14 protein-coding genes are annotated in these 13029 nt (G+C 47.0%); 4 read left to right on the forward strand and 10 right to left on the reverse strand.

The window, feature by feature from the left end; genetic code table 11:
• Window positions 1-212 precede the first annotated feature (212 nt).
• Both KN811_RS16315 and KN811_RS16320 read left to right on the forward strand, forming a co-directional pair.
• Complete coding sequence (locus KN811_RS16315) at window positions 213-980, forward strand: MBL fold metallo-hydrolase (RefSeq protein WP_187963881.1); 768 nt, start codon at window positions 213-215, stop codon at window positions 978-980.
• Window positions 981-1091: 111 nt separating this feature from the next.
• Window positions 1092-1604, forward strand: coding sequence for a hydrolase (locus KN811_RS16320; protein WP_187963882.1), 513 nt, complete (start codon window positions 1092-1094; stop codon window positions 1602-1604).
• A gap of 308 nt (window positions 1605-1912) precedes the next feature.
• Here the strand turns inward: KN811_RS16320 and KN811_RS16325 are convergent, their stop codons facing one another.
• The 9 genes from KN811_RS16325 to KN811_RS16365 form a co-directional block, all read right to left on the reverse strand.
• Window positions 1913-2731 carry an inositol oxygenase family protein gene (locus KN811_RS16325; protein WP_187963883.1) on the reverse strand — a complete coding sequence of 273 codons (819 nt, stop codon included), beginning with the start codon at window positions 2729-2731 and terminating at the stop codon, window positions 1913-1915.
• A gap of 101 nt (window positions 2732-2832) precedes the next feature.
• A complete protein-coding gene (locus KN811_RS16330; RefSeq protein ID WP_187963884.1) occupies window positions 2833-4434 on the reverse strand; it encodes a solute:sodium symporter family transporter in 1602 nt (533 codons plus the stop codon).
• 104 nt (window positions 4435-4538) lie between these two features.
• Window positions 4539-5117 (reverse strand): ester cyclase, encoded by a 579-nt coding sequence (locus KN811_RS16335; RefSeq protein WP_187963885.1) that lies wholly within the window; start codon window positions 5115-5117, stop codon window positions 4539-4541.
• A 65-nt stretch (window positions 5118-5182) separates the two neighbouring features.
• On the reverse strand, window positions 5183-5953 hold the full coding sequence (locus KN811_RS16340) for a helix-turn-helix domain-containing protein (protein WP_187963886.1): 771 nt from the start codon (window positions 5951-5953) through the stop codon (window positions 5183-5185).
• Between the two features lie 160 nt (window positions 5954-6113).
• Window positions 6114-6803 (reverse strand): alpha/beta hydrolase, encoded by a 690-nt coding sequence (locus KN811_RS16345; protein ID WP_187963887.1) that lies wholly within the window; start codon window positions 6801-6803, stop codon window positions 6114-6116.
• Window positions 6804-6874: 71 nt separating this feature from the next.
• Window positions 6875-7201 carry a hypothetical protein gene (locus KN811_RS16350; protein WP_187963888.1) on the reverse strand — a complete coding sequence of 109 codons (327 nt, stop codon included), beginning with the start codon at window positions 7199-7201 and terminating at the stop codon, window positions 6875-6877.
• 46 nt (window positions 7202-7247) lie between these two features.
• Complete coding sequence (locus tag KN811_RS16355; RefSeq protein WP_187963889.1) at window positions 7248-8504, reverse strand: dihydroorotase; 1257 nt, start codon at window positions 8502-8504, stop codon at window positions 7248-7250.
• Window positions 8501-10525: a BatA domain-containing protein gene (locus KN811_RS16360; protein ID WP_187963890.1), complete on the reverse strand. Its 2025-nt coding sequence runs from the start codon at window positions 10523-10525 to the stop codon at window positions 8501-8503. The genes KN811_RS16355 and KN811_RS16360 overlap by 4 nt, the downstream gene beginning before the upstream one ends.
• A gap of 145 nt (window positions 10526-10670) precedes the next feature.
• Window positions 10671-11015: a DUF6249 domain-containing protein gene (locus tag KN811_RS16365; RefSeq protein WP_187963891.1), complete on the reverse strand. Its 345-nt coding sequence runs from the start codon at window positions 11013-11015 to the stop codon at window positions 10671-10673.
• Between the two features lie 132 nt (window positions 11016-11147).
• On the opposite strand from KN811_RS16365, the gene KN811_RS16370 reads away from it, so the two are divergent.
• Window positions 11148-11708, forward strand: a complete 561-nt coding sequence (locus KN811_RS16370) for an RNA polymerase sigma factor (protein WP_187963892.1) — start codon at window positions 11148-11150, stop codon at window positions 11706-11708.
• Window positions 11705-12082, forward strand: coding sequence for a hypothetical protein (locus tag KN811_RS16375; RefSeq protein ID WP_187963893.1), 378 nt, complete (start codon window positions 11705-11707; stop codon window positions 12080-12082). The genes KN811_RS16370 and KN811_RS16375 overlap by 4 nt, the downstream gene beginning before the upstream one ends.
• A 355-nt stretch (window positions 12083-12437) precedes the next feature.
• On the opposite strand, the gene KN811_RS16380 is transcribed toward KN811_RS16375, so the two are convergent.
• Window positions 12438-12938: a DUF4199 domain-containing protein gene (locus tag KN811_RS16380; protein ID WP_187963894.1), complete on the reverse strand. Its 501-nt coding sequence runs from the start codon at window positions 12936-12938 to the stop codon at window positions 12438-12440.
• Between the last annotated feature and the right edge of the window lie 91 nt (window positions 12939-13029).

The raw sequence follows: 13029 nt of genomic DNA on the forward strand, positions 1-13029 counted from the left end.
AGTTTTCCGGGTGAATCCGGGGATTATTTTTTACGGGTTACACCCCCCTTTATCCCCCCCTCAAGGGGGGAGCCATTCTTCTTTTTCATGAAGAACCGTTCTTAATACAGGAATAATCCTCCCCCCTTGAGGGGGGATAAAGGGGGGTGTCCTTCCTACAATCTTTTTTACGTAATTTAGCGACATATTGAACAAAACCTAAAATCTGCGATTTGAAAATTACATTTTTAGGCACAGGAACTTCACAGGGGATCCCCATCATAGGGAGCGACCACCCGGTATGCCTGAGCGACGATCCCAAAGACAAACGCCTCCGGGTATCGGTCATGGTGGAATGGGGCCGCTACTGTTATGTCATAGACTGTGGTCCCGATTTCCGGCAGCAGATGCTCCGGGCCGGGGTTTCGCGTATCGACGGCATTCTTTTTACGCACGAACATGCCGACCATACCATGGGGCTGGACGATATCCGCCCTTTCTTTTTCCGCCAGGGCGATATTCCGATCTACGCACATCAAAGGGTGCTCGGCGAACTGCGACAGCGTTTTCCTTATATATTTGTCAACGGAAAGGAAAAATACCCCGGTGCCCCGGGTGTAAGGGAATACGAGGTGGTGAATGGTAAACCCGTACTGCTGGGCGGTATGGAGGTCATTCCCGTCAATGTTATGCACAACCGCCTGCAGGTCTTCGGGTATCGCTTCGGCGATTTTGCCTATCTCACCGATGTAAAGACCATTGCGGAAGAAGAGATCGAAAAGGTGGTGGGTGTAAAAGCGCTGGTCATTAATGCATTGCGTTTAAAGCCACATCCTTCTCATCTTAACCTGGAAGAAGCCCTGCAAATGGTGGAAAGGATAAAACCTGAAAAAGCCTATTTTACGCATATAAGCCATATGCTCGGATTTCATGCGGAGGTAGAAAAAGAACTGCCTCCAGGCGTACACTTGGCTTATGATAATTTGCAGATAGTCGTGTAGGCGAGTAAACGGGTGTTCGGGTATACGAGTATTTGGGTAATAAATACTGGTCCCTTTTCAACCCGAACACCCGTATACCCGATATACCTGAACACTTAAAATTAAAATTCTATGAAAAATAAGATATTCCTGTACCTGTTTGTGTTTACCGGGCTTTTGGCCCTCTTCCTTTACATGAATTCCAGTAAGATGGTAGCGTCTAAAGAGACCGAGATCCTCGATTTGGAAGCAGAGGTGAAAGACCTGAAAACGAAAATGGGAACATTGCAGGACTCGTCACAGACCCTGCTCCTCGACAAGATGGACCTGCAGTATTTCTCCCTGGAAAACAATGAAGAAGCATTAGCTTATCTGGACGATTTTGACCTGGACAACCCTGTACAATACATTTCGGATAAGCTGCTGGAAACCAATGAATCCGAAGGTGATAATCCATTGGTTCCCTATGCGGGTATGGAGGGGTCCATGAAGATCAACAAGATCAAGGTGCTCAATCACCGCTGGATCATTGCCGATTTTTCGGACGGGAAACACTGGGGCGAACTATTTATCCGTTATGAACTGAAAAAGAACCTGGGGATAGATTTTACGCTAGTAGATCATCTGTTTTATGCGAAAGAGTAGTTGCCCGGGGAATAGGAGATTGAATGAGATTGATGAAGATTGATGAAGTATCGTAAAACAAATATCGACAAATCACTACAAGTCACCATCAATCTCCATAAAATACAACAAATCACAAATCGTTTTCGTGATAATTTCCCCTGGATACTAGCCAAGTTTCCCGCAAAATTCGAACTTTGTTTAGTCATCCAGAAAGCAGATAACCTTGAACCTTGAACCTTGAACCTTGAACCTTGAACCTTGAACCTTGAACCTTGAACCTTGAACCTTGAACCTTGAACCTTGAACCTTGAACCTCGAATCTCTTTTTACCAATAAATCGGTCCTGTTCCCAGGTATTTTTCTGCAATGGGCAGGTAATAGTCTTTTATTTCCCTGAGGTTGTATATTTTGTTGGATTTGGTATAGAGATCGTATCGGTTAAAGTCATTTACCCATTCCTTGTATTGTTGGTCACCCTCGTTGAGTAGATGCGTGTAGCTTCCTCCGCTGTGCCAGGGATAGAAGGAGTGGTAGCGAACCATGACCATTCCGGCCTCCGGAATACTGTTGTCCTTATGGTGGCTCAGTACCTGGTAGAGGTATTCGTCATGCCCCCATGCCAGGATGAGTTTGTCCAGGCCGCAACCTTGCTCGTAAATGCCGAGGGGTGTGTTGTAGCGGGGATCCTGCATATCGCTGTTGAGCGTGTTGAATTCAGGGTAGACACAGGTGTCGGGCAGGGCACAGCCCACGACAAAGATATCTCCTACCAGTCCCCATTGTTCGGCCTGGCTGGTACCATCTTCGTCACATCCCCAGAGATACATTACTTTGCCCAGGTCGTGGATCAGCCCTACCAGTTGCATCCAGTCCGGCCTGTTGTCGGCGCGTATGGCTTCGGCCGATTGTATCAGGTGTTGTACATTAGGGAGGTCGAGATCCGGATCGCTTACGTCTATCAGGGCGTCCAGCTTTTCCATGGCATCCCAGAGGTTCATGGGCTTGTCGTAAGTGAGGTATTTTTTTCTCATCTGCTGAACGTAGTCGTAGGTCTGACGTTCGCGCATTTTCTTATAATGTAATCTTACCGCTGCATCTACATCCAGTTTATCGTAGTTACGGAATTCCTTTTTTGCAGTTTCCATGATTTTTTCAGCTTATAGGTTTGTTTTCATTATATTTTATTCTTTCAAACGATCGACAAACAACCGGCTAACCCACAACCGGCAACAGACGACCCACCATTCTACACATTCCCCAGCAGAATATATATAGATATGGTGATGACCACCAGTACAATGCTAACGGGAACGGCATACTTCCAGGGTGTTATGTTGAGGATGCCCTCGTCCCTGATCACAAAGGCGTTCTTCCTCGGGTGCCATAAAGATACGAAATGCATTATTAGAATGTTCAGCAAAAATTCAAGTCCCCAGATATGTACAAAATGCAGGTCGATCTGAAATATAAAATAAGTAAACACATAAAATGCCAGGCCAAACAGCAGTCCTGCCTTGGCTCCGGTAGCCGATACCCGGGGAAAGAGGAACCCGGCAATGATAACGCTGGCGATAGGAATAAAGAAAATACCGTTGAGCTGTTGTAACAGCTGGTATAGTCCCTGGGGAGCATTGGCCACAAAAGGAGCAATACTTATGGCAAAAATGGCCAGTATTGCCGATACCCATTTTCCTATACGCACCAGTTTCAGTTCCCCGGTGTTCCGGTTGATATATCTTTTATAGAGGTCCAGGCTAAAAACGGTAGCCGCACTGTTCAGGGCACTGTTAAAAGTGCTCAGGATAGCCCCCATCATCACAGCCACAAAGAAGCCTGTAAGCCAGAACGGCAGGACTTTTTTAACCAGCATCGGGTACACGCTGTCCGGGTCGTCATAGAGAGAGGTCCCGAAATAATAAAAACCGATGAGCCCCGGAAGTACAATGACCAGCGGGATAAGTATTTTCAGGGCTCCCGTGTAGAGCAACCCTTTCTGGGCTTCTTTGAGGTTTACGGCTCCCAATGCCCTCTGGATAATGGACTGGTGCATGGCCCAGAAATACAGCTGGTTGATCATAAGCCCGGTAAACAGCACCTCAAAAGGAAGAATGGCCGACCTGGCTCCCGGGCCTGTCCCCGGCTCTTGGCTGATGACATTGAATTTGGAAGGGGCGTTTTCAAAGACTTCTGCAAGTCCGGCGAGCACATTTCCCTTGCCGATGCTCCACAAGGCCAGTATCGGAACAAGCAAGCCGGCGAAAAGGAGCCCGAAACCGTTGATCGTATCGGTATAAGCCACCATTTTCAGTCCGCCGAAAATGGCATATACGGCACCGATGCCGCCTACTACGAGAATGGTGATCCATATGCCCTGTGATTTACTTACATCGAGCAGTTCCGAGATCCGGAATATGGCTTCGATATTCAGCGCACCGGTATAGAGTACAATAGGAAGCAGGGTGACTGTAAATGAAATGATAAGCAGTGTCGCTACAATGGTACGGGTTATACCGTCGAACCGTTTTTCGAGAAATTCGGGGATGGTGGTAAGCCCCATTTTAAGGTATCGCGGGGCGAAATACAGGGCAGCAATGACCAGGGCCAGGGCAGAGGTCACCTCCCAGGCAATGATAATGGCCCCGTTTTTATACGAAGAACCATTCATACCTACCAGGTGCTCCGTGGAGATATTGGTGAGCAGAAGCGATCCTGCTATCACCACTCCTGTAAGTGAACGTCCGCCCAGGAAATAACCGTCCTGTGTTTTCAGGTTGTCGCGGCGTAGTTTCCAGGTGGCATAAAATGCAACAAAAGCGGTAAAAAATAAAAAACTGAGGAAAGTAAGCATAATTTCAGGATAAGTTGGAATCGGTGAATTTACAAAAAATTCAGTTCGGTTCCCCGTTTCCTGGAAAAGAGGGGCTCCCGGCAAGTGGCAGAGCCCCTGGATGCTTAATTATGCTTTGTGTTTGGCCGCTCTGAGACAGGAGCCTGTAAGTCGGGTATCACTCCTATTTGCTGCAAGATCCCCAGACGATCCGGATACACCCGGTTTTGTACGATCTTGCCGTCTTCCAGCCGAAAAACGGCCACAGCACGGTTAATGACCTTTTTTCCACTTGCGGGGTATCCGAAAAAAGAACCATTGTGGGTGCCTTCGAATGTCCATTGTACGGAGATCATATCATTTTCTGCGATCATCCCTTCGATAGTGAATTTTATATCCGGGAATCCCTGCAATACCCCCTTTACGGTTTCTGCATATCCGGAAGGGCCCTGGACTTTCTTCCCCTTGTAGTCTGTGGTATAGTCTTCTGAAATGATCTGGTCCAGGATATCGAGGTTTCCTGTATTCAGGCAGTCAATGTAGAGTTTGTAAATGGTTTCCTTGTTCTTCTGGATTTGGGTAATGGGCATTTTTTCTGGATTTTGAGGGTTGTACATTCTGGAATTTTCGTGCTGTTGAGCTGCGAGGTTTACGGTGTGCAGCAATATCAGTACACCGACACTTAGTTTGCTAAAGGATTTCATATTCCTGGTTTTTTTAGGCAAAGGTAGGCGGGGAGGCCGGGCAATAATTGTAAAAAATCATTGATCTACCAGTAACGCGCGGACCGGAAAAAGGCCTTGGGAGTGGTTCCGGTAAATTGCCGGAAGTCTTTTATGAAGTGGGCCTGGTCAAAATAACCTGCAGAAAGGGCCGTGGCCGTGAGGTTGTTTTCACGGGGTGCTGTAATGACATTTCGCATCCTTACGATAGCAGAAAACTGTTTGGGGGAAGTTCCCGTTACCCTCCGGAATCGTTTTTCAAAGGGATCGCGGCTTATGGGAAACCCGGCCAGCAGTTTCCTGATAGAGAGCGTGCCCCGGGTATGTTCTATCTGCTTTATGGCTTTTGCAATAAGGGGGTCGGAAGGTGCCGGATGGAACAGGGTACGTAAAAAACGTTCAACAATAACGACCCTTTGCCGATGGTCCGCAGCTTCGCACAGGAGGTCTTCGATCTCATTGAGCTGTGCCCGGGGGGCAAAATGATCGAGGGAAACGATTTGCCCGAATAACTCATGGGTGGGCAATGACAAAAATGCGGGAACACCGCCCTCTTGAAATTTTACCAGGAAGGTTGCTGCATTGGCGGCATAACGTACTTGCCGTGGGGACTTCCGAAGACCACTGATTACCGAAAAAGGAAGGTCGCTCCCGGTATTATCCAGGGTGTGGGATATCCGCCCCCTGAACCTGAAGGCCATAACGACCGAGGTGTCCGGAAGCAGGTTGTTTTCCATACCGTCCTCGCTTTCTATGATGAGGTAAGCCTTGATAAACGGCCTGAGGAGTTTACAGGGATGATAGCTTCGTAGTTTCATGGTATCCGGATATAGCAAGTGTACCCGGTATAAAGGTACTTATTTTTATTTCGATCTCGTAGAACAATCGATAGCCCGCCCCCAAAAAACATTCAGCATACTTACAGCAAAAAGACCAAATACGATCACCAAACACCGAATACCGATCACCGAATACCGGTCACCCCGCCAGCCGCTCCGTCAACCACCGGTGAAAAGAATAAAAATTCTGAGGTGCCACGCCATGGCCTACGGGAAATTCTTCATAGGTATGTTCGATACCGAGTTTTTTTAACAGGGGAGGGGCCTGTCTTGCCCAATCCACGGGGATCACCTGGTCTGCACTGCCATGAGAGCAATAGAAACTGAGGTGGGTATGATCTTTTTCCGCATAGTTCTCCGCCAGGATATTTTCGTTGATATAGCCGCTCAGGGCAATGATGTTCTTTACTTTTTCCGGATAGGACAGGGCCAGTGCGTAACTGAGTATAGTGCCCTGGCTGAACCCGAGCAGGGTGATGTTGTCTGTGTCGAGGTCATAGGCCGTAATGGCCTCGTCGATAAACGCCGCTATTTTCTCCCGCGAGGCAATAGCCTGTTCGTCGTCCGACCATTTGTTGTTGCCCGAATCGGTCCCGGGCTGGGCTGAAGAGTCGAAATGAATGGCATACCAGGCGTAGCCATAGGGAGGCAGGGAATAAGGTGCCTGTACGGAAATAATGCAAAGTTCTCCCGGCAGTTCGGAAGCGAAGGAAAACAGGTCTTCTTCATTGCTCCCGTACCCGTGGAACATAAACAGGGCCGGTGTTTTTTTCCCGGATGTTTCCGATGGGCGTATGATATGGTGTAGTGAAAGCTCCTTTGTTTGCATTGTCTGTGTTTTATTTTGAAGGACAGAACCGGAAATCCAGCCTCGCCAATCAAACTTCTAATATCTCAAATCTATGAAATAAAGCTGAACCATTGCTGAAAGTATTTCCCCAGCAGGGGAACCGTTTGCTTTTTGCCGGCCAGTGCCCCTGTAAAACCGTAAAGCAATAATATCATAAAGAAGATGTAAAAACCGAAAGTAGCGTAAAGGCTGTTAGCAAAGCTGACGAGAAATGCAAGGGCAAAAAAGGCGACCCATAACCCGAAAGCCTGCCGGATATGAAACCGGGCAAACTCGTTTTTGGGCTCTGAGTTCATGGACAGGGCAATGAGGGTGCCCACGATGGTGATATAGCTTACAATGGCGGCGGTCTTGCCTTGTTTTATGGTGTCGTTCATCTATTGTCTTTTCTTCTTTCTCGTGGAGACATACGGCCGTACATCTTTAACGAGATATTATCGATTTTCCATTAGCAATAATCCCGTAGCCCCGTCCTTTTAATTTTGTGCCGATATAGGCGCTGTTTTTGGATAGGGACAAGATATTCGCTTCATCGAAAGTGTATTCTTCATCCGGGTTAAAGAGTGAGAGGTCTGCCTTTTGGCCTACCTGTATATCGTTTTCTTCGATACCGAAACGTTCCCTTCCCCTGCAAAGCAGGGATATTGCGGTTTCTGTTCCCAGAATGGTTTGCAGTGCACCAAAAGCGCTTTCCAGGCCTATGCTGCCATACATGGCATGGTCGAACTCCACATTCTTGTGTTCGATATCTATGGGATTGTGGTCTGAAGTTACAAAATCTATAATCCCTTCCTTTAGGCCTTCAATCAGGGCATTGGCATCATCCTGGCTGCGCAATGGCGGCAACAGCTTAAAGTTGGTGTTGAACTCCTGTAATGTCTCGTCCGTAAACAAGAGATTGGGAATGGCCGCGCTACAACTTACATCCAGGCCTTTTTCTTTGGCTTCCCGGATGAGTTGCACCGATTTTGCCGTGGAAATGGTAGGAATGTGAAGTTTGCCCCCGGTATATTCCAGGATAAAAAGGTCCCTGGCGATGTGCAGTTCTTCGGCCAGGGCAGGGATGCCCTTGAGACCGAGCCTGGTGGATGTAGCTCCTTCGTTCATCACGCCTTTTCCCGATATTTTATTTTCATTCGGAAAGGAGAGGACCAGTCCGCCGAAATTACGGGTATATTGCAGGGCGATCTTCAGTAGATTGGGGTTGCTTATAGATTTTTTATAGTCGCCAAAAGCCACAGCCCCGGCATTTTTCATGTCGAACAGTTCTGCCAGGTCAATGCTTTCGCTCTTTGCGGTCAGGGCCCCGATGGGGTAGAGTGCCGTTGCGTGTTTTTGCGCTTTGGCCTTGAGGAAGGCAATATCGGCATTGGTATCTGCTACGGGAAAGGTGTTCGGGTTAGTCACAACTGCGGTAAACCCACTTATGGCTGCCGTCTTCAGGCCGTTGTCTATCGTTTCCCTCTCTTCATAGCCGGGTTCGCCCAGGCTTACGCTGCTGTCTATCCATCCGGGGGATACGTGCAGGTTCTCCCGCTGAATGACTTCCGTATCTTCAGTAGGGGTTATGGTCTCTGAAATTTCGGAAATAGTACCGTCATGGATAAGGATGTCGAGCGATCTGTTGTGGTATTCGCTCTTCGGGTGGATGACCTTGGCAGATTTTAAAAGAATGTTCATTTAAAATATTTTAGAAGCAGTATTTCTATCACCAGGAATACGATGGCAAAAATAACAAACCATTTCCAAAGCTCACGGATACTACCGGTATTTTTTATCTCTTCCAGTGCGTTTCCGACCGAATTGTAAACGGAAGCCCCGGCAGATGTAAACGAGGGATAACGGAATATACTTTCGCGCCTGTCGTAATTAAAGCTGATATGCTGCAATGTGCTGTCGGCATCTTTGACTTGATAAGTGCCATCTTTAGCCGGGACCTCCCCGGTAGAGATCCGTATCTTGTCCGGGTAACTTCTTTGCAGGGGGATAAGAGTTTCCCCATCCTTTTCCAGGGAGACGATGGCATCCCGGGAAAACCCGGTTTGTTTCCTGATATCAATATTGTTGTCCCTCCCGATGAGGTAATAAAGCCCGGGAGTTTGCAATGACGATTTTCCAATGTTGTACAGGGTAGGGACAATAAGAGGGGAATTTTTGAAGTCCGAATTGTCCAAATCTAAAGCAGCCGTAAAAAAGTATGTGCGATCCTTTTGGGCAAGGAAAGGGCTGTTGTCTTCAAAAGCGAGGATGGTGGTTGCATCCGTTATAAGTTCATACGATATTTCTGCCTCGGGATATTGGAAGTTGGTAAGTTGTTTTTTTCCTTTGTTAAACACATCTTTGTAAAGGGGATGAGAGAAGCGGATGTCGGTGATCTTTTTCCGGTTTGTGGCCGTGGTGTCCGTTCGATCCTGCCCGGCTGTTGTTACAGGCACGGAATTGGTGTTTTTGTAGGAAAAAACACTACTATAAGTTTTGTTTATACTGCCTATATTTAATATATTAAATAATTGATTATGAGGATTTTTATCTATTCTACCTGAAGGTATAATTAAAATGTGTTTTCCGTTGTGATAAAATGCTTCTAATGCGGATAAAAGTGGCCCGGAGATGCTGTTTAAGCCATTCAGGACGATCAGATCCTGCTTGGGAATGAGGCTGTAATCGAGCTGGTCGTGGTCTGCTGAGGTGAGGTGGAATTCTGCTTCGGTAAATATCTTTTTCAGGAAGTCATCGTCTGCCTGATTGATGGCGAGAATGCTGGATTTTTCTCCGGGGTTGAGGTTAAAATAAAGGGTGTTGTCATACCACAATCCGTCGTCTTCGACGATCACTTTTCCCTCCATAGACCCATTCCCTTCGATACGGAACACAGCTTCCGATTTGTCCGAATTGTCAAAACCTGCCGTGGTTTTGGCGATCAGGTTTTTTCCGTCGTAAAGCGATACCGGAAGGGTGAGATCGGTGCTGTCGTTCTTGGAAAGGAGTACCGTGAGTTGAGTGGAAGCAGTCATTTGATCGGGGATATATATGCTGTCAACTGATACGTTCCGGGTGCTCTGCGGAGAGAGTTGCACCAGGTTGTAACGGACCAGGGAATCGCCGTCCGGTAACCCTTCGGTTTCGCTCAGGGACCACCCCTGGAAATCGGAGATAAGGACGAAATTTTTACGGGTGGTAGTATCCCCGTTAAACATGTTCCTGCCACGCAGGAGTATGGATTGGGGCGCCGGACTGTTGGAGGTGTAGTCCAGTTGCAGTAGTTCCTGTTTGATGTCAGGGATGGTTACGTCCCGAAAGGAGGCATCATTGGTGAAGAGGGATACCTTGCCTTCGCTGTCATGGGCAAGGATGTCCCGGACGGCCTGTGACAACAGTTCTCCCCTGGTGCCGCTGGCCTGCATGCTAAAAGAATTGTCCAGGTAGATCACAGTTTCCTGAGGTTTGCCGGAATCCTCATTTTCACGGAAGTAAGGCTGTGCAAAAGCCAGAACCAGGCAGGTGAGCAGGAGCAACCTGCTGGCCAGTACCAACCATTTTTTTACCTGAGAACTCTTGCGGGTCCTTAGCTGTATAGCTTTCAGGAATTTCACATTGGTAAAAGAGGTCTTACGGAACTTTCTGAGCTGGAACAGGTGTACCAGTATGGGAATAAGGAGTAAAAATAATGCCCAGAATATCTCAGGATGTTTAAAATGCATGACTTGGGTTTTGTTGCCCAAAAATACATTAAATTTTTGCCGGAGGTTTTTGCCCGGAAGAAACTTACCCAAAAAATATTAACGATCGCTGCTCATGGCCGGTCTGTTTCTCCGGCTGGCTGTGACGGGTAAAATCCGGGGGTGATTAATCCAGTTTTTTCGACATGTGGAATCCGAGGAAAAGGCCTAATCCGCCCATGATAAGGATACATGCCGGATAGGCAACTTCACTTTTCATACCGTAGAGTTCAACCAGATTTCCGGCAAAAAGGCCCAGGCCGATGCCTATGAGGAGCAGGGAGAGGTTCAGGATAAGAATCTTCCACACCGGTGCGGTCTTTTGGTTTTTGCTGAAAAAAATGTCGGCATCCGCGCCTTTTTCAATAAGGGCCATACGTTCCCTGTTCCGGGTGGTGTAGTACAGGTAAAAGATCCCGAAGATCGTTCCGAAGACCACCAGGGGTATCAATACAGGTATTAAGCTTTTCATGTTCGTTTTTTTTGATGTGTTAAACGATTTGTTTTTCCTTTATGACGGAGCAAAACCTTTTACGGTTACAAAAAGCAAAGTTTTTTTTAATTTCTGTAACCGTACGGCGATTTTGTCGTCCAATAAGATGATATGACCAGCCGTAAAGACGATTACTATATCCGAAAGGTGATCGGGGGAGATGCAAGCGCCTTTGCTCCCCTGGTGGAAAGATATAAAGATATGGTCTTTACCCTGGCCGTAAAGATGTTGCGGGACAGGGAAGAGGCGGAAGAAGTGGCACAGGATGTTTTTGTGACTTGTTATTGCTCCCTGTCGACATTTAAAGGAAGATCGAAGTTTTCCACCTGGTTGTACAAGATCGTGTACCACAGGTGTCTGGATGTCCTCAGGGGAAAAAAGAAATATGTGGTTTCCGATGATATTGATGCGGTGATAGAAGTAGAAGAAAAGGAACTGAACGCCTTGCAGCAAATCGTGGAGAACGACAGGAATGAAGCTATCCGGAAGGCCGTCCGCTTACTTCCGGAAGAAGACCAGGTCTTGATCTGGATGTATTATTTTGATGAATTGACGGTGAAAGAAATTGCAAAAGTGGTACATTTGAGTGAGGCTAACGTAAAAGTAAAACTATTCCGGAGCAGGAAGTTCCTGTACCGGCTACTGCAAAATAACAGTATAATCCGCGAATGATGATATACCAGGACCCACATCGGGAAGAGCAGATCAGAAAAGCGATAAAAGCAGGCGGAGGGGAAAAGCCGTCTCCCGATTTTGTGCGTGATGTCATGCAACAGGTAGCGAAGGAACAAGAACTGAAAGAAGTATATAAGCCCTTAATATCCCGTACAGCCTGGGGTGTTATTTCGGTAATGGTGGCCTGTGTGATCTCCCTGTCCCTTTTTGCTCCGGAAAAGTCGTGGACCCTGGACCTGTCGTTTTTGTCCTTTTTAAAAACATCCACTTCCCCGTTCCTCTGGTACTGTATTGGAATAATATCGCTCCTGGTACTGGTACAGGTCCCCCTGCTGAAAATCTATCACAGCAGGAGCATAAGCCGAATATAGGTATTTTGTGATCGATAAAATATTGATAAAATTGCTGGTTTTATGAGGTTTAATGGAGTATCAGTGAAGATGTAAATATTATTTCCCTGCCGGTTTTAAAAGCCAAAAAAACGAAAAGATAGCTAAAAAACTCCTCTGCTTCGATAGACTCAGCACAGGCTCTTCAGATGAAGGGAGGTGAGCGGACTTTAGTCCGGTCGGAGAGCCTGTACCGAGATATCGGGAGTTTGAAAGCCCAAGCCATGGGAAAAACACAAATGTTTGGAAATAAACCCAAGGCATGGATCTTGTCAAACTCCCCGTTCCGCAAGCGGAACACCCCTCTTCGTCTGAAGAGGGGTGCTTTTTAAGGAAATTATGATCCCTCCGGTTCAATTTTTGCCTTTTTCCGTACAAAAAGAGCCACAACGGCCGAGGTGATCACCCCTGCCACCAGCCCGAATATGGCCGATTGCAGGATATAAGACCCCAGGGAAAAATATTTCCCGGCGATCTCCTGTGTCATCTTTCCTGTTTCCACGGTGTATTCCTGCATGTTTGGAAAATAGCCCGGGGTTATGTAAGTGTGTGTGATGTAAGATGTTATGGGGGATAGGATTGTTATAATTAGGGTAATAACGAGCCCGGAAATAAACCCCTGTTTCCAGGACATCACCCCGTTATAATAATTCTTCCGCTTGTCCAGTAGTCCTGCAACAAATACAGCTACGGCCAGTATACCGAAAAAGTTGGTATAGGTAGCGTGCTTTTCGATATTTTCGTCGTGCAGGCCCATAGATCTTTCCAGGATCATCCATATCAGCCCGATAACGGCAAACAGGATACCCCATTTGATCTCGATACCTCTTTTTTTCATAGCTTTAAAATTTAAGTGGTTGGCTATGATAAAGATACGAAAAAAAATAGGCTGCCCTCTAAAAAGCTCTGTAACCTGTTATTCCCTGCTC

Origin of the sequence: Sinomicrobium weinanense (assembly GCF_018863395.1) — a bacterium.
GTDB lineage: Bacteria > Bacteroidota > Bacteroidia > Flavobacteriales > Flavobacteriaceae > Sinomicrobium > Sinomicrobium weinanense.